Origin of the sequence: Citrobacter sp. Cpo012, assembly GCF_030333015.1 — a bacterium.
Classification (GTDB): Bacteria; Pseudomonadota; Gammaproteobacteria; order Enterobacterales; family Enterobacteriaceae; genus Citrobacter; species Citrobacter portucalensis.
Map to the genome: position 1 here is coordinate 531,063 of NZ_JAOWGR010000036.1, position 21,621 is coordinate 552,683.

Annotated in this window: 22 protein-coding genes and 1 pseudogene; 20 read left to right on the forward strand and 3 right to left on the reverse strand. The window is 42.6% G+C overall.

The window, feature by feature from the left end; genetic code table 11:
- Positions 1 to 2: 2 nt before the first annotated feature.
- The 9 genes from OGX90_RS09275 to OGX90_RS09315 are packed head-to-tail and all read left to right on the forward strand — an operon-like array spanning position 3 to position 10,817.
- Positions 3 to 2,777, forward strand: coding sequence for a tail fiber domain-containing protein (locus tag OGX90_RS09275; RefSeq protein ID WP_286623604.1), 2,775 nt, complete (start codon positions 3 to 5; stop codon positions 2,775 to 2,777).
- A 55-nt stretch (positions 2,778 to 2,832) separates the two neighbouring features.
- Complete coding sequence (locus tag OGX90_RS09280; RefSeq protein WP_052959875.1) at positions 2,833 to 3,297, forward strand: hypothetical protein; 465 nt, start codon at positions 2,833 to 2,835, stop codon at positions 3,295 to 3,297.
- A 54-nt stretch (positions 3,298 to 3,351) separates the two neighbouring features.
- Positions 3,352 to 3,633 (forward strand): hypothetical protein, encoded by a 282-nt coding sequence (locus OGX90_RS09285; protein ID WP_052959879.1) that lies wholly within the window; start codon positions 3,352 to 3,354, stop codon positions 3,631 to 3,633.
- Between the two features lie 2 nt (positions 3,634 to 3,635).
- Positions 3,636 to 4,028, forward strand: coding sequence for a hypothetical protein (locus OGX90_RS09290; RefSeq protein ID WP_223585396.1), 393 nt, complete (start codon positions 3,636 to 3,638; stop codon positions 4,026 to 4,028).
- A complete protein-coding gene (locus tag OGX90_RS09295) occupies positions 4,015 to 6,180 on the forward strand; it encodes a hypothetical protein (RefSeq protein ID WP_286623606.1) in 2,166 nt (721 codons plus the stop codon). Before OGX90_RS09290 ends, OGX90_RS09295 begins: the two co-directional genes overlap by 14 nt.
- Before the next feature lie 47 nt (positions 6,181 to 6,227).
- Positions 6,228 to 6,791 carry a hypothetical protein gene (locus OGX90_RS09300; RefSeq protein WP_052959882.1) on the forward strand — a complete coding sequence of 188 codons (564 nt, stop codon included), beginning with the start codon at positions 6,228 to 6,230 and terminating at the stop codon, positions 6,789 to 6,791.
- A complete protein-coding gene (locus OGX90_RS09305; RefSeq protein WP_252428763.1) occupies positions 6,791 to 7,414 on the forward strand; it encodes a DUF2163 domain-containing protein in 624 nt (207 codons plus the stop codon). Before OGX90_RS09300 ends, OGX90_RS09305 begins: the two co-directional genes overlap by 1 nt.
- Positions 7,414 to 7,794 carry a DUF6950 family protein gene (locus tag OGX90_RS09310; protein ID WP_284881532.1) on the forward strand — a complete coding sequence of 127 codons (381 nt, stop codon included), beginning with the start codon at positions 7,414 to 7,416 and terminating at the stop codon, positions 7,792 to 7,794. The genes OGX90_RS09305 and OGX90_RS09310 overlap by 1 nt, the downstream gene beginning before the upstream one ends.
- Entirely contained in the window at positions 7,794 to 10,817 is a 3,024-nt protein-coding gene (locus OGX90_RS09315) for a phage tail tip fiber protein (RefSeq protein WP_284881531.1), read from the forward strand. The genes OGX90_RS09310 and OGX90_RS09315 overlap by 1 nt, the downstream gene beginning before the upstream one ends.
- Positions 10,818 to 10,846: 29 nt before the next feature.
- On the opposite strand, the gene OGX90_RS09320 is transcribed toward OGX90_RS09315, so the two are convergent.
- The gene (locus OGX90_RS09320; RefSeq protein ID WP_286623608.1) at positions 10,847 to 11,299 is read right to left on the reverse strand and encodes a glycoside hydrolase family protein; all 453 of its coding nucleotides are present in this window, start codon (positions 11,297 to 11,299) and stop codon (positions 10,847 to 10,849) included.
- A 41-nt stretch (positions 11,300 to 11,340) separates the two neighbouring features.
- On the opposite strand from OGX90_RS09320, the gene OGX90_RS09325 reads away from it, so the two are divergent.
- The 8 genes from OGX90_RS09325 (at position 11,341) to OGX90_RS09360 (ending at position 14,941) form a co-directional block, all read left to right on the forward strand.
- Complete coding sequence (locus tag OGX90_RS09325) at positions 11,341 to 11,775, forward strand: GIY-YIG nuclease family protein (RefSeq protein WP_052959887.1); 435 nt, start codon at positions 11,341 to 11,343, stop codon at positions 11,773 to 11,775.
- Positions 11,757 to 12,317, forward strand: a complete 561-nt coding sequence (locus OGX90_RS09330; RefSeq protein ID WP_052959889.1) for a hypothetical protein — start codon at positions 11,757 to 11,759, stop codon at positions 12,315 to 12,317. Before OGX90_RS09325 ends, OGX90_RS09330 begins: the two co-directional genes overlap by 19 nt.
- Positions 12,317 to 12,643: a hypothetical protein gene (locus OGX90_RS09335; protein ID WP_286623609.1), complete on the forward strand. Its 327-nt coding sequence runs from the start codon at positions 12,317 to 12,319 to the stop codon at positions 12,641 to 12,643. The genes OGX90_RS09330 and OGX90_RS09335 overlap by 1 nt, the downstream gene beginning before the upstream one ends.
- Positions 12,640 to 12,933 (forward strand): hypothetical protein, encoded by a 294-nt coding sequence (locus OGX90_RS09340; protein WP_119174073.1) that lies wholly within the window; start codon positions 12,640 to 12,642, stop codon positions 12,931 to 12,933. The genes OGX90_RS09335 and OGX90_RS09340 overlap by 4 nt, the downstream gene beginning before the upstream one ends.
- The gene (locus tag OGX90_RS09345) at positions 12,933 to 13,196 is read left to right on the forward strand and encodes a hypothetical protein (RefSeq protein WP_191215606.1); all 264 of its coding nucleotides are present in this window, start codon (positions 12,933 to 12,935) and stop codon (positions 13,194 to 13,196) included. Before OGX90_RS09340 ends, OGX90_RS09345 begins: the two co-directional genes overlap by 1 nt.
- Complete coding sequence (locus tag OGX90_RS09350) at positions 13,196 to 13,855, forward strand: hypothetical protein (RefSeq protein WP_191215607.1); 660 nt, start codon at positions 13,196 to 13,198, stop codon at positions 13,853 to 13,855. Before OGX90_RS09345 ends, OGX90_RS09350 begins: the two co-directional genes overlap by 1 nt.
- A gap of 19 nt (positions 13,856 to 13,874) precedes the next feature.
- Positions 13,875 to 14,129, forward strand: a complete 255-nt coding sequence (locus tag OGX90_RS09355) for a hypothetical protein (protein WP_191215608.1) — start codon at positions 13,875 to 13,877, stop codon at positions 14,127 to 14,129.
- Positions 14,130 to 14,212: 83 nt separating this feature from the next.
- On the forward strand, positions 14,213 to 14,941 hold the full coding sequence (locus tag OGX90_RS09360; RefSeq protein WP_286623610.1) for a class I SAM-dependent methyltransferase: 729 nt from the start codon (positions 14,213 to 14,215) through the stop codon (positions 14,939 to 14,941).
- A 54-nt stretch (positions 14,942 to 14,995) separates the two neighbouring features.
- Here the strand turns inward: OGX90_RS09360 and yegD are convergent.
- Positions 14,996 to 15,676, reverse strand: a pseudogene (gene yegD / locus OGX90_RS09365) (molecular chaperone); the annotation flags it as partial.
- 136 nt (positions 15,677 to 15,812) lie between these two features.
- Here yegD and alkA point away from each other — a divergent pair.
- On the forward strand, positions 15,813 to 16,682 hold the full coding sequence (gene alkA, locus OGX90_RS09370; RefSeq protein WP_079934518.1) for a DNA-3-methyladenine glycosylase 2: 870 nt from the start codon (positions 15,813 to 15,815) through the stop codon (positions 16,680 to 16,682).
- On the opposite strand, the gene OGX90_RS09375 is transcribed toward alkA, so the two are convergent.
- Positions 16,650 to 19,979: a diguanylate cyclase gene (locus OGX90_RS09375; protein ID WP_079934592.1), complete on the reverse strand. Its 3,330-nt coding sequence runs from the start codon at positions 19,977 to 19,979 to the stop codon at positions 16,650 to 16,652. The two genes, alkA and OGX90_RS09375, sit on opposite strands and share 33 nt — an antisense overlap.
- A 315-nt stretch (positions 19,980 to 20,294) precedes the next feature.
- Between OGX90_RS09375 and udk the strand changes: the two genes are divergently transcribed.
- Together udk and dcd are read left to right on the forward strand one after the other, a co-directional pair.
- Positions 20,295 to 20,936: a uridine kinase gene (gene udk, locus OGX90_RS09380; protein WP_003036776.1), complete on the forward strand. Its 642-nt coding sequence runs from the start codon at positions 20,295 to 20,297 to the stop codon at positions 20,934 to 20,936.
- Between the two features lie 91 nt (positions 20,937 to 21,027).
- Entirely contained in the window at positions 21,028 to 21,609 is a 582-nt protein-coding gene (gene dcd, locus OGX90_RS09385; protein ID WP_003834269.1) for a dCTP deaminase, read from the forward strand.
- Positions 21,610 to 21,621: the final 12 nt, after the last annotated feature.

Sequence of the window (21,621 nt, forward strand, 5' to 3'; positions counted from 1 at the left end):
AAATGGCAGATATTTTTAATGGCGGTACAGTCAAGTTATTCTATAATCTTGACACGGCAAATCAAAACGTAATCAGTAGTGGGAATATTGAGATTGAAAACGTTGCTACATTCCCAACTTTTAGTATTAGTGATTCAGCTAATAAAATTGAAACATATGATTCAGAATATACCCGTACTGTAGTTGGTGATAAGGCTATTGGTGATCTAGAGATCGTAGTGAACTATAGACCGGATTCAGAAACACACCAATTCTTAGACTCAGCATACGATAACAAAACTGAATTCCAGTTAATTGTAAATTACATTGAAGATCAAGACGCAGGAAAGGTAGAAGCCGTAATTGTATCGGGTAATATTAACTCCCGTATGATCTCCGGTGATAAAGACGATGTAGTACGTATGACGTATACCTACTCACCCCGTACTATCATTTCAATGGGTACTCGTTTAATTCCTCCTGTACTACGCCGTGGTGATTATGGGGTAGGCTCAGACGGTACACCAGATTACCCACAGTACAGCCCACAGGAAGCCGAAGGTAACGCCTTTGTAATGATTCCCGCAGCCGACACAGATAACCCCGCAGGAACGGATCTATACGGTATTGAGTTAGTATCACAACCTACAGGACAATCTAACACTAACCTAATGTTAACCGACTCCGGCGATCTACGCATTTACGCACGTAATAATACTACGCCGTGGTCACGTGTTTATACTTCTGGTGAATCGGATACTTTATATCTAAGTAAAGCTAATAACTTATCAGATCTTGATAATGTAATCACCGCACGTAGTAACTTAGGCATTCTAAGTACCACAGAAAATGACGCACGTTACATGATCGGATCGCGTAACCTTTCAGAACTAACTGACAAAGCAGCGGCATTATCAAACTTGGGTATTCTCAGTACAGTACAAAATGATACCCGCTATTTAAAATCGGAAAGTAATCTAAGTGATCTAGCTAACGTAGCAACTTCCCGTACTAATTTACAATTAGATCGTTTTGAACAATCTACAAATGAAACTGTAATTTATTCCCCCGATAAAATTAAGTACATTGGTATTTCTAATGGTACTAATGGTTCATGGGGCGTATATGATTCACAAACTACTAAGTGGATTCCACTGGGAGTGGGTCAGGGTGGTACAGGCAGCACTACAGATGAAGGTGCTAGAATAAACCTTAAATTGGATCGTATACGCCAACAGGATAATGGTACTTTTATTACATCGCCAGATTATAATAGTTCTTTTTTTGTATATGACGGTGCTGATTGGGGGTGTATTGATAGTGCCACGGCACAAGTAAAACCCCTATTAGTAAATTATGGTGGCACAGGTGCAACAACCGCAGAAGGTGCAAGATGGAACCTAAACATAAACCGTTTAGTACAAGCAGATGGATTCACTTTACTAAATGCACCAGATAATACACGTCTAGTAGTTGCAAATAATAAAGAAATTCAATTCCAAGATCAAAACGGTGTTGGTTTTGGATTACCAATTTTAGCTGGTGGGACAGGTGCGATGACTATAAATGGTGCTAGGGATAATCTTAATTTAGGGACTGGAAATGACGTTGATTTTCGTGGTGTAAATGCTCACAATTGGAGTGATTCACTCGAATATCCTTCCGGCGGTTTTCTCACTAGTACCCTATATAATACATCAAATGGTGTACGTGCTATTGGGCGTTTGTATTCTGAAATTCCCCCAGATGGAATTCCCAAAACAGTAATTCAAAGTACAGATAATGCTGGTAGAAATGCGTATATGTCTTATGATGTTAATGGACTATTACAAGGGATCGGAACACTTTCAGTTAATTCTAAAATCCGCACTCCAACAATTGCTGTTACTGATCGTATGTCAGTTGGTACACCCGGTGATGCTCAAGCATTAGGTGCTCGATCTATTGCTATTGGTGATTCGGACACTGGTTTAGCACAGCGTAGTGATGGTATTTTAGATGTTTATACCGATAGTGTTAATCGTTCTTCTTTTAGTCCAAGTGGATTAACAATTTCGGATGGTAAAATTATTATTAATCAGGGGAACCGTGGAGATAACTGTATATACATCGGTTCCCCACGTGATGGATCGTCATCTGCATTTATAGCAGGTATTGTTGATGGTGTTCCAAACTGGGCAAACTGGCGGGATCGTGCGGCAGGTATGATAGTAGAAATACCCGGATCTGCTAAATGTGTAAATATTTGGAAGTCCGTACAATGGGGTACTGCTTTCACTACTTCATTTGATACATATAACCCAGACCCGAACACTGTAGAAGCCCGTCTAAACGTTGGTGGTGCTTTCTTCATGTACACCTCCGCAGGTGTAGGTACTGCTACTTCATGGGTTAGTACATCCGACCAACGTTTGAAATCTAATATTGAAGAAATAACAGGCTCACTTGATAAACTTAAAAAACTTACAGGTTATACCTATGATAAGCGTAGCGACTTAACACCTAATGAACATACCTATACTTCACATGAAGCGGGGTTAATCGCACAGGAAGTACAGAAGGTATTACCAGAAGCAGTTACCTCAAGTGGTGATGAATTACTATTAGCTGTTAACTCATACGCAGTACAAGCCCTACAGATTAACGCTACTAAAGAACTAGACGCGAAAGTAGAAGCAAATGAAGAAACTATTGCTGTACTAACTTCTAAAGTAGAAGCACAGGCTTTACAACTTGAAGCACAACAACAACAAATTGATGAACTAAAAGCATTAGTACAATCACTAATTACTAAATAAATACAACGTGGGTAGAGGGACTACCCACAAATAAACTTATATAAGGATATAAAAAATGGCATTTGATATTTTTTCAGGTAGTAACGTTACTGTAGAAGTCGGCACTCATACAGCAGGTTCTAAAACAGTAGCTACTGACTTTAAGGAAATTCCAGAATTGGGTAGTTTCCCAACTATCGGAGCAGAGAACGTAGTGATCGACGTTGTAGAATACAATGATAAGTACAATCGTAAGCTAATTGGCAGTAAGTCAGTACCTGATATTACTTTGACAGTACACTATCTTCCAGATAATGAAGTACACATTGATCTACTAAACGCGGAAGAAAACCAACTACGTAAACAATTTCGTATTACTTACTATGAAGATGGTACTCATACTAATGGGTATCAAATTGTAGTAGTAGGTTTTGTATCAAGTTCAGTTACTTCAGGTGATAAAGACGACGTAGTAAATCGTGATTTTGTAATTGCGGTAGATGGTGGTCCACTAGAAGCTAAAGTAATTCCAGTAGTGTAATAAATAAGGATGTGAATCAATAACGGTTCACATCCTTTTTTTATGGAGAACATAATGAACATTGAAGCACTCAAAAAAGCACTAAAACCAAAACTACATAAAATCGAAGTAGAAGGTATTGAATTATACATTTCCCGTCCTACAGTAAAAGACGCACCCCATTGTACTGACGTTCTATCTGTACTGGTATATTGTGTTAAAGATGAAAACGGGGAATCAGTTTTTGATAAGGACTCAGCACAAGAAATTGATGCTACAGTAGCAAATGATATCTACATTAAAGTTTTAGGACTACTCACCGTTGAAGATGGTGTAGACGAAGTAGAAAAAAAATAAGAGTGAATCCTCAAGCCCGCTTTAGTATTAAGATGCTACATAAGCGGGGACTCTCACCCCAAGAATTAGACGAATTAGATCCAGATATTTTTAATGCCCTTTATATCTATGATCAACTTATTGAACCTAATGGAGCTAAAACGGATATGATCGCACATGCTCAATTATGCCACACATTATTACTATCTTCTCAGAGTATTACTAAAGAAGGGCGTAAAAATCTAACTCTAAATGATTTTGATTATCTAGGGATTCTTGGTGATGATTCACTCACGGCGAAAGAAAAGAACGCCAAACGTGAGAAAAAGAAAGAACAAAATACAAAACAAAACGCGGCATCATTTGGGGCAATGATGAAAGGACTTGTAGAAGGTAAGAATAATGGCAAGAAATAAAAAGATAATTGTAGAAGTAGATGGTGATACTACTGGTTTACAAAAGAAGTTAAACCAAGCAGAAGATAGTATAGGCAAGTTCGGTAAAAAGGCTGGCGGTACTATGGGATCTGTAGCCGATAATATCAGTGGTGGTATCGGGCGTATCTCAGGTGGTCTAACTGGTCTGGTAGGTGCGGTAGGCATTGCGGGTACAGCACTAGCAGGACTTACACTAAAGGCTAACGATCTAGTACGGGAACTTAATCAAGTAAGTACGGCATCAGGTTTATCAGTAACGGCAATCCAGCAATGGAATCAGGCATTTCGTGAAACGGGGCTAGCCGTTGATAAGGTCATGGATCTAAATCAAGACTCACTCGATAAGCTCGGTGATGCGTACCGTAACGGTGGTTCATTAGTAGATGACTTTGTAGCGGCAGGTTTAAATATCAAAGAGTTTACACCACTACTTAATCAGACGGATGGCGGTTTAAAGGCTGTAATTAAAACTTTCTTTGATTTAAAAAAAGCTGGAGCGGATCAAGCTACCCAAACTTGGATACTTGAAACATTAGCAAGTGATGCCAGTAGATTAATACCAATACTAAATCAATCAGCAAGTGAACAAGACGCATGGAATAAAATCCAATCACAAACAGTAGCAGTAACTGAAGAAGCGGCAAGAAACTTTAAAGAATTTGATAAGAATCTAAATACTCTCACAACTACCGGACAAACTTACTTGATTGATGTTTTAAATCCAGTAGTGAAAAGTACAAACGATTTAATCGAAGCAATGAATTCTACTAATGATAATTTCTTTGTAAACCTAATTGATAAGGCAAATGAATTTCAGGCAATTCTAAATAAAATTGGTATGTTTCCTGGCTTGGGATTTGTCACAGATGCTATTAGAAGTTCATTACCTGAAACAGATAACACTTCAAATACTCCTGTACTAAATCCCCCTTCAAGTGCTTTTACTGGTAAAGCTGGCGTACAACCAAATGCGAATACTGGATGGGTAGATAAAGGTAAGGCACAGGCAGAAGCCGATAAAGCATTAAAGGCACAGGAAGCCGCAGCACGTAAAGCACAAGCCGCAGCACAAAAGGCCGCAGCCGCACGTGAAACAGCCCAACGTAATTGGGAAACAGCACTAACTAATATTGCCGATAATGCCAACGAATTAAGACTACAGAATTTTGACCGCCAACAATTACAGCTACAGAAAACCATTAAAGATACTGGTGCTATTCTCAAGAAGTCGCAAGACGAAATAGACGCAATGGTAGATAAAGCTAAAGAGTCGGCAGCACAAGCCCGTACTGAATTAGTAGATCAAATGATTGGTTATAGTAATCCTAATCAGGACTTAATTGATCAAAACAATCTATCAGGTCTTAACGGTACTCAAAAAGGTTTCTTAGCAGATCAACAAAATCAGCGTATTAATGGTGGTAATCCATTTGCCTATGATAATACTGAAAAGTTACTTCAAGAGAACGCACAGAGGGAACAATTAGAACTTCAATTAAATGAAAAACTACTTGCTGGTACTGAAGATTTTGAAAAACGCAAAGCTGAAATCAAGGCACGTTACGCAGAACAAGCCCTACAGTTAGAACAGCAAAACGCACAGCAACAATTATCTCTTATGTCAACCGCAGCGGGTGATATGGGTACTATGTTAGCGGGTGTTTTTGGTGAATCTTCAGGTGCGGCAAAGGCAGCCTTTGCTATTCAGAAAGGAATATCAATGGCTCAGATCATGATGAACCTACAAGTAGCACTATCCAGTGCTTTAGCTACTCCTTTTCCGGCTTCATTGGCGGCATATGCTCAAGTAGCAAGTATGGGAGCACAGATTATTAGTACAGCGGGACAATTCCACGGCGGTGTAGATTCTCTTGATCCTTCTATGGATAACAAATCATTTGTACTAAAAGCTGGTGAACGTGTAGTACAGCCAGAAGCGAATAAAAAACTAACACAGTTCTTAGATGATAATGCGAGTAATGGCGGTACAGGTGAAACAGTTATTAACGCACCTTTAATTATTCAAGGTAACGTAGATGGCGGTGATGATGAAACATTTAATAAGATGTTGAAAAAGCACTCCCAATCAGTAAACCAAGCTGTTATATCAGCACAGAAACGCAGTACATAATATGGGGGCTTCATGCCCCCTAAATACATTAAAATAAGGGGCATATAATGGCACAATTAACTTTTAAAAATGTATCTATTAGTGACTTTACACTACAGGATCAATCACCACAATATTCTAATCAGTCATGGACGGGAGCACTAATTCAACGTAGTACGGGTGTCCAATGGTATGATTATCAATTTACACTTTCATTCAATCAAAAAGACCGTTTAGAAGTACTGGCATTCTTAGCCCAATATAGACAGGGTAAACCTTTTCAGATGAGCATGGGGCATTTATCCCAATATAACGGATCTCAATCTGGTACGGTAACTTCAAAGGTAGCTGTTAACCGTGGGCTTTATAAAGTACAGACCAATTTACCGCAAACTTTAGAAGTAGGGGCAATGATTCAATTTGCCAACCATAAGAAACTTTATACTGTAGTACAAAATACGGGTACTGAATTATCTTTGTTTCCGGCACTTCAAGCTAACGTACAATTGGGTGAAACTATTTTTTATAATGGCCTTGTAATTGAAGGTACATTAGCACCTGATAATGATTACCAAATGCCAGTTACTAACCTTGTACAAATGCAGTTTAAATGTCATGAGGTAGTACGCTAATGAATCCAAATATCTTAACCAATCCGGCACTATTAGAATATTACAATCTATTCAGGGGTACAAATAAGACAGTACTAACTATTATGGATGTACTTTCTATGGGTGTTCACGTAAGGGCATTTGATGTAATACCTAAGAGTATTCCCCCGTTTTACTGGAATGATGGACTTAACCCCATTACATTTGGTGGTACTCAGTACACCCCATTTCCCGATTTAATAACGGACTCACTACCCGTATTTTCAGAAGAGAAGCAAATAGTGAACGCCGCAATGACTTTTAAAATCAGTAATGTGAATGGTTCAGTACGGGCATTATCTTTAGGTGGTGCTCTTAAAGATGCTCAAGTAAACCTATACATGGTAATTCTCAATCCGGCAACGGGTGATGTACTGGATTATTGGCGTATGTACACTGGCTTTATTGACTTTATCGAAGCCACTGCTAACCCAATCAGTACAACAAATGAATTAACCGTAACAGTTAACTCAGTTTATAAACAACTCGATCTACAGACACGTACACTTGCCGCTAACTCAGTATATCAGAGTTACTATAAAGGCGATGAAATCATGTCATTACTTGGCGTAGTAAACAGTGGTCAAACTTGGAGATACAAATAATGGATTTATTCACAATCGTAAGTACCGCATTGAGTACGGAATATAAACTTGGTACTAATGACTGTAATCTAATGTGCTTACAAGTTTTAGATTTACGTTCGGGTACTGACTACTCCCAAATTGCCAAGTACAAAACAATTAAAGCAGGTGTAAAACAACTACAATCACTCGGCTTTATTAGTACGGGTGATATTATCATTAAATATAGTGATCTCGTAGAATTACCAATTGATGGTGATATCTGGATTAGTGATGATAATCCCCTAATTATGGGCGTAGTACATTCCAATAGACTAATTGGAGTTGATGAAGATCACACACATTTTAAATTAATAGCTATCCCACGGAATGGGAAGTTTTACAGAGTAAGGAAAAACTAATGGGTAAAGGTGGAGGCGGTTTTCTATCCGCAATTGTAATGGCTGTAGCCGTATTCGCGGCATTCTATACGGGTGGTGCTTCCCTGTATGCGGCGGCGGCATGGGGAGCGGGGGCAGGTGCTCTATCTTTCGTCATGTCCTCACAATTGGCACAGATTGGTACTACTGGTTATGATGATGCCGCTACATCATTAAGTAGATCTACCAGTCCGGCAAGTGGTTTACCCGTAATTCTAGGTGGTGAAGCACCACATAAGAACACGGCAGCGTTAAACGGTTCTTTCGTACTATGCGGTACTATTGTTAGTTGGTATAACATTAAAAATAGTGATTCACAGTACCTTTATACTGAACACATCGTAGCAATGACGGGAACCGAAAAATGGATTGAACAAATCTATATTGATGATGAACCAATTTTAGATGTTGCTATTCGTGCTGATGGTGTAGTACCAGAGAATTCAATTAATGCTCGTTTCCGTCCATTCATTCAATTGGAAGTACGTTTTGGTGGAGCATATACAAATACTAAAACCTTAGCTACTCAGTATGCGGGAGATCGTTATAATAATAACTTTCGTGGTGATGGTGTAGTATCTATTGCTACTGTTATTAAGAAAACACAAGATTCATTAGAAACAAGTACACTTGTAAATGACAACTACGTAATGCAAGTAGAACTAAAAGGACAATTGATTACAGATCTTTCTGATATGTCACGTAAACCTTCTAGTAATGGTCCATCCCAAATATATGAAATTCTCACTAACCCAATTTGGGGTATGGGACTTGAACCAGCATTGATTGATATGAATTCATTTAGAACGGCAGCACAATATTGTAAAGATATGGCCTTTTATTCTAATGGTGCGGTATCTTATAATGAAACTTATAAACAGACTATTGAAGCAATTCTACAAACATTCTCAGGTTTCGTATATACGAATATGGGTAAAATTTGTTGTGGTGTGGATCGTAAATCTGTATCACTAAAAACATTCAACGAAACTAATATTGTGGGTGATGTTAAAGTAGTAACATCAGGTAATAGTGATTATTGTAATACCATTGATGCCAAATACACAGCAGTGGGTAATAAGTACGGTAATGATATTGTACGTTTTCCTTCAGAAATTTCTCAAGATGAAGTGATTCGTTCAGATGGTCGGGTAATTACCAGAGCATTAGATTTTACTTGGATTTATGAGAAAACACATTTAGCACAATTGGCAAACCGTGAACTTCTCAAGATGAAGTACGGGCAGAATGTAATTACACTAACTACCCCCGATGCATGGGATCTTGAAATCTATGATTGTGTAGACGTACAACTACAGGAACTTGAAATTAACTCAAAGTACCGCATTGTAGCTAAAGATATTAGTACAGCACAGGATTCATTAGGATATATTCAGCTAACACTAGCACAGACTAATGATGGTATCTATGAAGGTAAAGATCCGGGTGTATGGACTCCAGATGGTTCAATCAATAATGTCATTGGTGTACAACCCCCAAGTAACCTAGAAGTGGTCAAAAAGGGCGGTACTATTAATGGTATGATTGTTAATATGTCATGGACGGCTTCACCAGATCCTAACCTACGTGGATACTATGTATATTATCGCCGTTCCGGTACTAATGATTGGTCATATCTTGCCGCTACAAATATCTATGAAACTTCATATGACGTTTATAATTTAGTAGATGGTGTACTATATGATTTTGCGGTAGCCGCATACAATAACTTAGGTTTTGTTTCAAATAAACTTGAAGTTAATGGTGTTACACCAGATTTTAACTTTACGTTACCAACTCCTACGGGACTTGTACTAATTAACGCTTCAATCAATGCGACTACCACAGAGGCAGAAGATTTTTATATTGGCTGGAATGATCAAACTTCACTACAAGTTAATGGTAGACCGTTTATGGATTACTTTAAAGAGTATGAAATAGGCGTTTATAAATCAGGCGTGAAGGTCAAAACTTACCGTACTAAAGATCTTACCTTCATGTATACCCTAGCACAAAACAGGGCAGACGACATAGGGCGTACAGTACGCTTCAGTGTCTCCGCACGTGGTTTTAGTTCGGGTACATACTCAGCCGAAGCATTCATTGAAGTAACGAACCCACAAGCCCCACAGGTACTAGATTTTAAAGTAGCTAGTGGTATTGGTGCTCTTGCCTTTACATGGTCAGTTGCTAACCGTCCTATTGACTTTGATCACATGATCTTTCAAGTCTCCAGTACAAGCGACTATTCAAGTGGTGTAATCACGCATACCAGTACCGCAGCGTATACCGACTGGATGAGCGTACCCGATGGGGAATACTACATTAGAGCGGCACAGGTGGACGTATACGGGGCAGATGGTAATATCAACTGGACTTTATCACTACCATATAAACAGAATACTTCAATTCCATTTAGTCAACTAAACGAAGATATTATAGATGGTGTATTAGATTCGGCTAAGATGAATACTATTAAACAAGAGATTATCGATAACGTTGATTATAAAGGGTGGCAGATATCCGCAAACGTAAACGGGTATATCTCAGGTATTGCTCTTGGTAACTCCGGTACTGAATCAGTATTCACAGTTATAGCGGATCGCTTTAGCTTGATTAGTTCTAGTGGGGCAAGTGAAACTACACGTAACTATCCTTTCGTAGTAGATGCCAGTACAGGCACTACTTATATGAAATCGGCAATGATTCAGAATGCCAGTATTAACGGTGCTCAGATAGCAAACGCAACTATTCAAACTGCTAATATAGCAGATGGTTCTATTAACAATGCTAAGATTCAAAATGGTTCAGTTACTAACCTTAAGATAGGAAATGAAATCTATAGTAATAACTATGTATGGAATAGTACTGGATGGTATTTGGGTAAAGATGGTGGTATGTACTTGAATGGTACGGCAGCAGATGGGCGTATGACGCTATCACCACAGGGTATAAGCGTTTATGATCAATGGGGTACACTACGTGTACGTCTAGGGCAACTATAAAAACAATTAAGGGGCATTATGCCCCTTTCTTATTTGTTAACTAATTGTTTTACCATATCATTTAAACGATTTGGTGTCTGTCGATACCATAAAGAATCTTTAGCCTGTTTAATTGCTTCCTTATAGTCCTGTACTTTTAGGGCGGCAATCATCTTTTTGAATTTCTTAGTACCTGCTAAACCTAATTGAAACACCATAATGATCATGAAATCTTCCCAATCCTTTGGGAGTGTAAGACCAAGTGTTTTTACATCTTTCATAGTACGGTCAATATCCCATGCCAATAGTAAATCGGCATCCATTGGGGTAATACCTAATTTGAATTTTTCACGTTCATGGTTTTGTACTAAATGCCCGTAGCCTATCGTGTCGTATCCTTCAGTATCTTTATACATCCAGAATTTACCTTGTTTAAAATATCCGCGTGTTGCTTGGTACTCTTTCGTACCTTCATAGTTAATTAATCGATCTTTTAAGTCCATTGCTAAATACCTTTATAAAAATAATAATATATGAGGTATTTATGAATGATTGGCAGTATTCACCGGATTGGTCGGAGGATGAATTATTAGATGGTAGTTCAGTTGGTTTTGTTTATTTGTTTCAATTTGAAGATGGCTATTACATCGGCGTAAAACAAATATGGAAAGGGGTAAAGGACTGTACCAAATTAACAGGGGCAGAAAAAGAAAACGGATGGCGAGACTACAAGACAAGTTCTAAGAAAGTACAGAGTATGATCGACTCAGGCTTGAACTATACCCGTACTATCCTATGGGGCTTTGAGACAATGACAGAAGCAAACTATGTAGAATCCTTTCTAATCCTCACACACTCACTTGATGAAAACATTTTGAATAAGGCAATGATGACAAAATGCCGTATTCCCAACAACACACAGAAACGAAAACTAAAAGGAATTATAAGGACTATAGAAGAATGGCTAGGCAATATGTAAAAGGCATAAAAGAAGTACAGGGTTATGTGAATAAACGTGGACGTGAAGTTAATAATGAATTCCGTAGTGAATTAATCAATGATCTACGTAAGGTATCACGTGAACTTCAAACGGGAATCAATCAGGCCGCAGCAGGGGGTGTAGTACCGTTCACTGGTAACGCAATGTTAACATTCTTCTCTAAGCGTCCTACGGGCGTTACCGTAACGATTATGGTTAAGGATATACAGGCACAATATCTATACGGTTCATTAGTAGAGCGAGACAACATTGATAAGTTCATTCCTACTAGTAATGCTCGATTAACTAAACAAGGTAACATTACTGGATTAAAGAGTAATCTTAAATCTGGTAAATATAAAGTAATAGAACAAAAAGGAACTAAACGAATTATTGATACACGTAAAAAAGATGATCGCGTAATAGCGGTCAAAAAGCCAAAAGAACGTAAGATTATCTTTGATTGGTACGCAAATGCCGATAAGAAAATAAATATTGTGATTAATGGGTTACGTGGGGAATTCAGTACAAGGAACAAGTAATGATAGAGATAATGCAACAACACTATGAAGAACAAACGCCATATATCTTAGTAGATAATGTAACACCATTGATGAATTCATTACCTTATGATCGTGGGTTTATGGGAAATAAGAAACTAAAGAAGGTACTAAAAAGTCATAAATCTAATGATCAAGTACAGTACATAATGAATATAGCATTTGAAAAACCCCAGGATCTAAAAGAAGGTGATGTAGTAGAGTGGCAATTACGCGATTTGGTATTAAATGTTGTTGTACTCAGTCATGAAAGGGTTTTTGTAAAAGGTACTTTCGTTTGGTTATCAATCGTAGGAATAAAAGAATGATAGGACTAATCACAAAAATAATTGAATTGGGTATGGGTTACTTTACTAAAACTAAAGTAATTGAAAAAGAAGTAAAAGTGTCGAATGCCGAAGGGCAAATTGAAACTAATAAAATTGAAATTGAAAAAACTACAATTCATTGGCGTAATGCTCTTGGTTTTGTAATTACTGCCATTGTTGCTTATAACTGGTTAATAGTACCGCTACTGGATGCCTTTGGTATTGTGGTTATTCAAGTCCCATTAGGGGAATTACTAACTATTCTACAAATTATGTTAGGGGGTGTGTAATGGCCTATGGTATTCAGGTATGGCGTAAAGGTGTATTAGTGAATGCCGTCATTAATCCAACTAATGTTATTGATGTAATCACATCGGGTTCAGGATCTAAATCTTATACCCCCTTAACTGGATGGGCTTTAGAAGTATGTGCTACTGGTATTTTAATTAATGGTCAATCGGCACAAAGTACTGCCAGTGTCTCAGGATGGACAGTGAACTACACCAACGCCACCACACTAAGACCAATCATCGTAACCATAAGGGGTGTGTAATGGCATATGGAGCAATTCTAACAGATAGTAATGGTAAGCAATGGGTAACACCAGATGCCCCGCCATTATGCCTTGTAAACCGTTTTAACTTCTCATTGCCTACATCGGGACAACTCAATACATATATTAATACATGGGTTCCCGATTATCTAACGTGTGTCATTTTCACTAAATGGACAAGTGGCAATCAGACATTTAACGGTCAAATGGTAAAACTTGGTGGATATTGGCAGTACGATATTCTAAGTGCTGGTACGGGTGGTTATGCCGCACCAACGGCAACTAACTTTACTGTATATGTTTTTGCTAATCAGGTAACAGCGATTAGCGGTTGGGGTGTTCAAATATATGGGGCAAATGGTCAACCTACATGGAATGATCAAATGTTACCATTACAAATAAAGTCAGCGTATCTACCACTGACGGAAACACTTTACAACATGGGGCATGGTGTAGCAGTCATGCCAGCCGCTAGCCAGTGGGCATTAATCTATGAAGATGGGGGTTCATACTACTATTCAAGTAGCTTTAATGCGAAAGGCACAAACCTAGAACGGGCATCCACTCAAGTAGAAGATGGAATGTACGCAAACGAAAATGAAGGGGTTATTAATCGGACGTGTTATTACATCAATACAGACGTTTATGACTCATATTAAACAATAAGGAAATAATGTAATGGACTTTTACGCGATAGGGGGTCTGTTTATAGCATTCCTCACATTAATGGGACGTTTATTTTTTAAGCGTAAACAAGAAATCTTAGAAGCTGAAAGGCGAATAAGTGATATTGAAAGTAAACTTGCGGTATTAGAAACTAAAACAGAAAGCAATGAAGCAGATATTGATGAATTGTATGATTTAGTACGGGAACTTTCAGACATTAAAAGTGACGTTTCCGAAATCAAAGGAATGTTACGCAGTCAGAAGTGACAGTACACCACAAATGCCCCTTAATTGGGGCTTTTTTATGCCCGTAACTAAATACCCATACATTAACTGTATAAGGGTATTTTATGGCAAGAGTAACTAAAAAAGAATCACAACTACATTTAAAAGTAATGGAGTTAGTACACTCAGATAAGCAACTAACAGAAGATGATAAAGAGTTTATCTTCAATAACTACAAAGGTGATGGTATTGGTGCTACTGGTAGTTTCTTTACCCCCGAAATGCTAGCATGGGATTTTATATTAGATGCTGGCTGTAGTGATGACTGTATAGAACTATGTGCTGGTATAGGTAGACTTAGCTACTACCAATTCATGCGTAATAAACCTTCACATATTACATGTGTAGAACTAAATCCAGAGTACGTAATGATTGGAAAGCGGGTACTACCACAAGCCGAATGGATTACAGGTGATGCTCTCCAATACACACCAGACCGTTTCTACCGTGTTGCTTATGGTAATCCCCCATTTGGTAAGATTAAAACATCAGGGACGTATACAGGCCGTTATACGGGTAGTGAATTTGAGTTCAAGATAATTGATAGGGCAAGGGAGTATTCCAGCTATGGGGCATGGATTGTTCCACAGGGTAGTGCGGGGTTTAAGTACTCAGGCCATACGTACTATGACCGCTCGATACAAACTACCAAGTACCTCAAATTTGAAAAGGATACGGGGCTAATCTTACATCCTGGGGTGGGCATCGACACATCAATCTATCGCGACCAATGGAACGGTACGAAGGTAACGTGTGAATCGGTGTTAGTGGACTATGACGGTACTAATCTTTGATGGGTTTTAGTTAACGCATTGAAAGCAATGGATTTTATTTGGGCGTACTTACTATACCAATTGGGAACAGTCGGTCGTACCCCCGCCAATATCCACCACCAACACGCGTTTTTCTTCCTGCAGCGTCGCTTCGTAATCCAGTCCCGCCGCTACCGGCTCGTACTGGAAGACGACATCCTGAAAACCGGCGCGTTTGGCCGCACGTTCAAGAATACCCTGCGCCTGGGTGTTGGCGTCATCGCCACCTAATCCCTGGAAGTTGATGGGCCGACCAATCACGGCCTGAGTGATAGCTTCCGGCAGTTGGCTTTGCGCCTGGTTGCGAATGTGCAGCATCATTGCACAGACCAGATCTTCAAACAGCGCAACCTGCTGCGGCTTCAGACCGCTGGCACCCAAAAATGATTTTGGCGATTTAACGAAGTACACCTCTTCCGGGTCTTCAATATACTGACCCAGCGATGCCAGACCGAACTGCACGCTGTTGGCGTTAACGTCGATGTCTTCTTCGCGGTTGTAGCGCATCGCACGGCGAAGCAGCGCCTGCGTTTCATCGTCCGTAGTTGGGATGTCGTGATGGCGATACAGCCACTCGCTAACCGCTTCGCGCGTTGGTGCGCACAACATTGAGGGTAGCAACGTGCTGTTATTTTCCATTTTGAGCAGGTGAGGCTGCCCATCACGCATAACGGCCACTGAACAGTTTGCCGTACCGTAGTCAAAACCAATAAACACCGTAAAAATCCCCATGCCAGTGAAGAAGGGGCGTGACTTTAACGAATAGTTGACGCCCCGACAACTGGAATATGAAAGCAAGGCGTACTGATTGAATACCGTTTATGCTTTAGGTTTGCGTAAAAAGGAAAACTAAATGTTCACGCTGAGCTGGCAACCGCCTTATGACTGGCCCTGGATGCTGGGATTTCTTGCCGCCCGTGCGGTTGAAGGTGTCGAAACCGTAGAGGAACTGAGCTATGTCAGAAGCCTGTCCGTAGGGGAGCATCGTGGTCTGGTGCGCGTTGTCCCGGATCTGCACGCCAACGTGCTACACGTGACATTGAGCACAGGGTTACAGCCGGTAGCTTCCGAGTGCCTGGCAAAAATAACGCGCTTGTTCGATCTTGGCTGTTGCCCGCAGCAAATTATCGGCGCGTTGGGTAGCCTCGGTGCGGCGCGTCCGGGACTGCGCCTGCCGGGCAGTGTCGATGCGTTTGAGCAAGGGGTGCGGGCGATTTTAGGGCAGTTAGTCAGCGTATTGATGGCCGCGAAACTGACGGCGAAAGTGGCGCACGCTTACGGGGAAGCGCTGGAGGATGCGCCCGAGTATGTGTGTTTTCCTACGCCGGAAGCGCTTGCCAATGCCGATCCGCTGCACCTGAAAGCGTTAGGAATGCCGCTCAAACGCGCTGAAGCGTTGATTCACCTGGCTCATGCAACCCTTGAAGGAACGCTCGCGACAACAGCCCCTGCCGATATCGAACAAGGCGTTAAGCAGCTACAAACGTTTCCCGGGATAGGGCGCTGGACCGCCAACTATTTCGCGCTTCGTGGTTGGCAGGCGAAAGATGTTTTTCTGCCGGATGATTATCTGATTAAGCAGCGTTTTCCCGGCATGACACCGGCCCAGATCCGACGGTATGCAGAGCGCTGGAAACCCTGGCGCTCCTATGCGTTATTACATATCTGGTATACGGATGGCTGGCAGCCGTCAGTTGATGGCGAAATTACTGGTATTCAGTAACAGGTCCAGCGGTTGGGCGTCGGCAATGATATCGCCATAAATCATATCAATCCCGATGCCAGAAAGCGCATCCATGATCAGCGGCAACTGCACCGGGCCGGCGATGGTTTTAATGTCCAGACGCTGAGCATGGCCCTGGATAATGGACACCCACATTTCGTCAATCAAGTTACCGTGGACGCTGGCGCTTAGCTCGCTGTCGAGCAGCAGGTAATCAACCATGTGATATTTCAGGTTGTCAAAAAGATCTAAATCGCGACCGACATGACTTAGAATAATTCGACATCCGCACTGACGCAGTCGATGTAGTGTGGATATAGCCTGCGTTGGGTTTGTTTTTATCACGTTAGACGGAACGGTCAGGTGCAGCAGTCGTGGTGGTAACGGACTTCTTTGCAGTTGCCCCAGCAGCTCGTCAACAAGTTCTGTATTCAGCAGCCCGGCGGCGGAAAGGGGCAGGGCAATGCTGAGTCCCTTACTGGCGACGGCCGGTGCAGCACTCTGGAAGAATTCGGTAAATACCCGGCGGTCAAGCGCCTGATTCAATGTAGGATCGACCAGCCCGGCACGGAAAGCGTGTTCTTCAATAATCTCCCCTTCAGCTGTCCCTAAACGTAGCGAGAGGAGCCAAAAGCTGAACGTCTCCGGTATACGCGGGGAGGCCACGCCCCTGGCGATCATCAGCATTGGGTTGTGCAAAATGCTGTGTCTTTGCTCATCCAATGTCAGTTGACTACGCGCGGCATGACCCTGGCTTTGCTGCGGTTCATAAACGCAGACGCGTCCACGCCCACTGTTTTTCGCCGCATAACAGGCAATATCCGCTTGAGACATGACGTCGCTGGCGACATGATTTTTTTCATCAATGAGCGTAATCCCCGCACTGGCGCCAATGCGGTGTAACCGGCCTTCCCACATAAAGTGGTAATCGTTGATGGCGCTGATCATGCGACCTGAGATAAAGCGGGCGCTTTCGATATTACAATCTGGTAGCAACAGACCAAACTCGTCACCGCCAAGACGCGCCAGCATATCGCTGGAACGCAGCATGCTGAGCATCAGTGAAGAGAGTTCGCGTAGCAGGGCATCGCCTGCGGCGTGACCGGCGCTATCGTTTACGGCTTTAAAACGATCGAGATCGATAAAAACCAAAGCATGCTGTTGGTGCGTGTCGTGAACCGTATGCAGTAACTGTTTTAGATGATTTTCGAAGCTGACGCGGTTTGCCAACTGGGTCAGGTCATCATGCGAGGCGCTGTAGCTAAGCTGGCGGAGCATCTTCCGCGACTCGGTAACGTCCTGAATAACCAACACCGAGCCAATGCTGCCGCCATCAAGGGTGCTGAGGGGCGTGATGCTGTACTGAATGTCATAACTGTTGCCGTTACGACAATGCAGGACCACTTCCTGTTCGATTGCCGTACGCGACATGTCAGCACTGTAGATATTTTCCATCAGCGGACCGTTCTCGCCAAAAGTAATATGTAGTACCGTCAATAGCGGAATGCCGATGGCACTGTCCTGCTGCCAGCCGCTCATTTTCTCAGCAACCGGATTCATAAAGGTCACGTTCATATCGACATCAATACAAATCACCGCTTCGCCGATTGAATCCAGCGTAATGTGCAGGCGCTCTTTTTCCTGAAACAGCGCTTCGTTAAGCTGCTTGACTTCGGTCATATCCATATTGATACCAAGTAAGCGTTCAACTTCACCGTCTTTATTCAGTACCCGGTTGGCCAACGAACGGATATGGCGTATGCCATCTTTTACCGCGATACGAAACTCAAGCTTAAACGGAGCCCGTGCGGCCAGTGAATCACGAATCACATTTTCGGCGTACTCACGATCTTCGGGTACCACGCACTCATACCAGACTTGCCAACTGGGCTTGATATGCGCAGGAACTTCGTAGAGATCGAACATCCGTTTATCCCAGCTGATCACGTCAGGCTGTAGTTCCCATTCCCAAATCCCAATCCCCCCGGCTTCATTGGCGAGGGTAATGCGCTCCATCAACCGTTTGTTAATCCACTCGGTATGCTTCAGGTCGTTAATGTCCTCAACCTGCGCGATAAAATAGAGTGGGGTATTGTCGCTATGACGCACCAACGAAACGGCCAGCAACGCCCAGACGACGTCGCCCGAACGGGTGTAATAGCGTTTTTCCATGGAATAGCTATTAATCTCTCCGCGTGCCAGCATGTTCAGCTGTTCAATGTCGTTATTCAAATCTTCCGGCCAGGTTAATTGCTGGAAGGTCAGTGAACGTAACTCCTCCTGGCTATAGCCCAGAAACTGACACAAGGCTTTATTGGCCTGTAACCATTGCCCCTCGGTACCGACTAACGCCATGCCAATCGCGGAATATTCCATTGCGTTGCGAAAGCGTGACTCGCTTTCTGAAATGTGCTTGCGTTCGGCTCGAAACGCGTACATCACCATGGTCATCATATTAGCTGGCAACAGGATCATCAAAAACGGCAACCAGGGGATGTCCGTCATCATGTTCGGTTTCGGGGTGTAAAGCAGCGAAGGGTCGGCAGCCAGCATCAGCGAAACCATCATCACGGTGCTGAGGAATATTAAAAACGCCTCCATACGCGGCAGACGGACAGCGCTCCACATCAGCAGGACAATAACGCAGGTAAATGGCCATGGAATGTACATCATGGATAGCCAACTGAGCGTTAAGGTCACCAGCAGGGTAATCAGGGTCTCAAGCAATAATCGCGGGTCGCGATGGCGCAACAGGTAATGTGGTTTAAACAGTAAACCTAACGGCACCAACGCCAGTGCGCCAATGGATTCTGACAGTACCCAAATGAGAAAGGTATTTAACGACGTGTCCTTCGGCAGCAACAACCACATCAAAATGCCGCCCAACAGTGGCGGAACAACCGCGCTACCAAATGCCAGGCGCGCCCAGTCATTCAAATTTTGTAAGGGATTGTACCAGGGCAGCAGTTTACGCAATAACATTGCGCCAACAACAGCCTCAATAATGTTAATGACCGTATAGGAGAAATTAAGCGACTGTCCGGGGAAAAAAAGTAAAGAGGCGCCGATGCTACCGAATGAGCAAGCCAGCGCGATCCCTGGCCACATCTTTCCCGCGTGACGGTAAAAAGCCACCATCATGATAGAGGTTGGAAACCACAGAGGGGCAAGCTGTGCGCCGTAACGTGATAGTTCCAGCGAAAACAACGTAAAGATGAAAGCCACCAGACCTAAACTGGCCAGGCGCAGTAGAGGATGGGGTAAGGTAACTAAAACATGTTGGGATTGTTTACTCATTACCACTCTACCCAAATAGCCGTTGTCGCCCAGCAGAGATGCCGGACGCATCACATTTAATCTGGGATTATGCTAGTACAAACAATTTACAATTTATACGCCAGCTGCTCATAAATTAACACTCCCAAGCTATTAATTCCTAAGGCAGGTGAATAAATATAGCGGCTGTTCTAAATCTGACCATTTTAATTTGCGACAGGGACAGCATTGGTGCAGCCTGGGGTGGCATCGCGCCGCTGAAATCCCTATAATTGCCGCGTTTGGCGTTTCGACGCCGCCCTTCCTTACATCCAGGTTAATCAGGTCGCTAAATTTATGACTGATCAGTCCCATCAGTGCGTCATTATCGGCATTGCCGGCGCATCGGCTTCCGGCAAGAGCCTTATTGCCAGTACTCTTTATCGCGAATTGCGTGAACAAGTCGGTGACGAACATATTGGCGTTATTCCCGAAGACAGCTATTACAAAGATCAAAGCCATCTGTCGATGGAAGAACGCGTAAAAACCAACTACGACCATCCGAACGCGATGGACCACAGCCTGCTGTTTCAACATCTGCAAACGCTGAAGCGCGGCTCTGCCATTGAGCTGCCGGTTTATAGCTATGTTGAGCACACGCGTACGCAAGACACTATTCATATCGAACCGAAGAAAGTCATTATCCTGGAAGGCATTTTGCTGCTGACGGATGCGCGTTTGCGCGATGAGATGAACTTTTCTATTTTTGTTGATACGCCGCTGGATATTTGTCTGATGCGCCGTATCAAGCGGGATGTGAATGAACGTGGTCGTTCAATGGATTCGGTGATGGCGCAATACCAGAAAACCGTCCGTCCAATGTTCCTGCAATTTATTGAGCCTTCAAAGCAATACGCCGACATCATTGTGCCGCGCGGGGGTAAAAACCGCATCGCCATCGATATTCTGAAGGCTAAAATCAGTCAGTTCTTTGAATAAGTTCAGCGAATTGTGTACCGTTCAGTGATAACCTGGTTCACCCTTAACGCACCTGGCATTAAGGGTTTGAAGCACGAAAGGAGAAAGTGCCATGCGTTTATGTGACCGAGATATTGAAGCCTGGTTGGATGAAGGTCGCCTGTCGATCACTCCACGCCCTCCTGTCGAGCGAATCAATGGCGCCACGGTAGATGTGCGTCTTGGCAACAAATTCCGTACGTTCCGCGGTCATACGGCGGCGTATATCGATTTGAGCGGACCGAAAGATGAAGTCAGCGCCGCGCTGGATCGCGTGATGAGTGATGAAATCGTCCTCAAGGACGGCGAGGCATTCTTCTTGCATCCGGGTGAGCTTGCGCTGGCAGTAACATTCGAATCCGTGACGTTGCCTTCCGATCTCGTCGGTTGGTTAGATGGCCGTTCATCTCTGGCGCGTCTGGGACTGATGGTACACGTCACCGCACACCGTATCGATCCGGGCTGGTCTGGCTGTATCGTACTGGAGTTTTACAACTCCGGAAAATTACCGCTGGCTCTGCGTCCGGGCATGCCGATTGGCGCGCTAAGTTTCGAACCGCTTTCCGGTCCGGCAGCGCGACCATACAACCGTCGTCAGGATGCGAAGTATCGCGACCAGCAGGGCGCCGTTGCCAGCCGGATCGATAAAGACTGAGTGTTTATCAGT

Coding starts and splice junctions, on each gene's coding strand:
- OGX90_RS09275 (WP_286623604.1), top strand. CDS start 3: ATGGCAGATATTTTTAATGGCGGTACAGTCAAGTTATTCTATAATCTT.
- OGX90_RS09280 (WP_052959875.1), top strand. CDS start 2,833: ATGGCATTTGATATTTTTTCAGGTAGTAACGTTACTGTAGAAGTCGGC.
- OGX90_RS09285 (WP_052959879.1), top strand. CDS start 3,352: ATGAACATTGAAGCACTCAAAAAAGCACTAAAACCAAAACTACATAAA.
- OGX90_RS09295 (WP_286623606.1), top strand. CDS start 4,015: ATGGCAAGAAATAAAAAGATAATTGTAGAAGTAGATGGTGATACTACT.
- OGX90_RS09300 (WP_052959882.1), top strand. CDS start 6,228: ATGGCACAATTAACTTTTAAAAATGTATCTATTAGTGACTTTACACTA.
- OGX90_RS09305 (WP_252428763.1), top strand. CDS start 6,791: ATGAATCCAAATATCTTAACCAATCCGGCACTATTAGAATATTACAAT.
- OGX90_RS09310 (WP_284881532.1), top strand. CDS start 7,414: ATGGATTTATTCACAATCGTAAGTACCGCATTGAGTACGGAATATAAA.
- OGX90_RS09315 (WP_284881531.1), top strand. CDS start 7,794: ATGGGTAAAGGTGGAGGCGGTTTTCTATCCGCAATTGTAATGGCTGTA.
- OGX90_RS09320 (WP_286623608.1), bottom strand. CDS start 11,299: ATGGACTTAAAAGATCGATTAATTAACTATGAAGGTACGAAAGAGTAC.
- OGX90_RS09325 (WP_052959887.1), top strand. CDS start 11,341: ATGAATGATTGGCAGTATTCACCGGATTGGTCGGAGGATGAATTATTA.
- OGX90_RS09330 (WP_052959889.1), top strand. CDS start 11,757: ATGGCTAGGCAATATGTAAAAGGCATAAAAGAAGTACAGGGTTATGTG.
- OGX90_RS09335 (WP_286623609.1), top strand. CDS start 12,317: ATGATAGAGATAATGCAACAACACTATGAAGAACAAACGCCATATATC.
- OGX90_RS09340 (WP_119174073.1), top strand. CDS start 12,640: ATGATAGGACTAATCACAAAAATAATTGAATTGGGTATGGGTTACTTT.
- OGX90_RS09345 (WP_191215606.1), top strand. CDS start 12,933: ATGGCCTATGGTATTCAGGTATGGCGTAAAGGTGTATTAGTGAATGCC.
- OGX90_RS09350 (WP_191215607.1), top strand. CDS start 13,196: ATGGCATATGGAGCAATTCTAACAGATAGTAATGGTAAGCAATGGGTA.
- OGX90_RS09355 (WP_191215608.1), top strand. CDS start 13,875: ATGGACTTTTACGCGATAGGGGGTCTGTTTATAGCATTCCTCACATTA.
- OGX90_RS09360 (WP_286623610.1), top strand. CDS start 14,213: ATGGCAAGAGTAACTAAAAAAGAATCACAACTACATTTAAAAGTAATG.
- alkA (WP_079934518.1), top strand. CDS start 15,813: ATGTTCACGCTGAGCTGGCAACCGCCTTATGACTGGCCCTGGATGCTG.
- OGX90_RS09375 (WP_079934592.1), bottom strand. CDS start 19,979: ATGAGTAAACAATCCCAACATGTTTTAGTTACCTTACCCCATCCTCTA.
- udk (WP_003036776.1), top strand. CDS start 20,295: ATGACTGATCAGTCCCATCAGTGCGTCATTATCGGCATTGCCGGCGCA.
- dcd (WP_003834269.1), top strand. CDS start 21,028: ATGCGTTTATGTGACCGAGATATTGAAGCCTGGTTGGATGAAGGTCGC.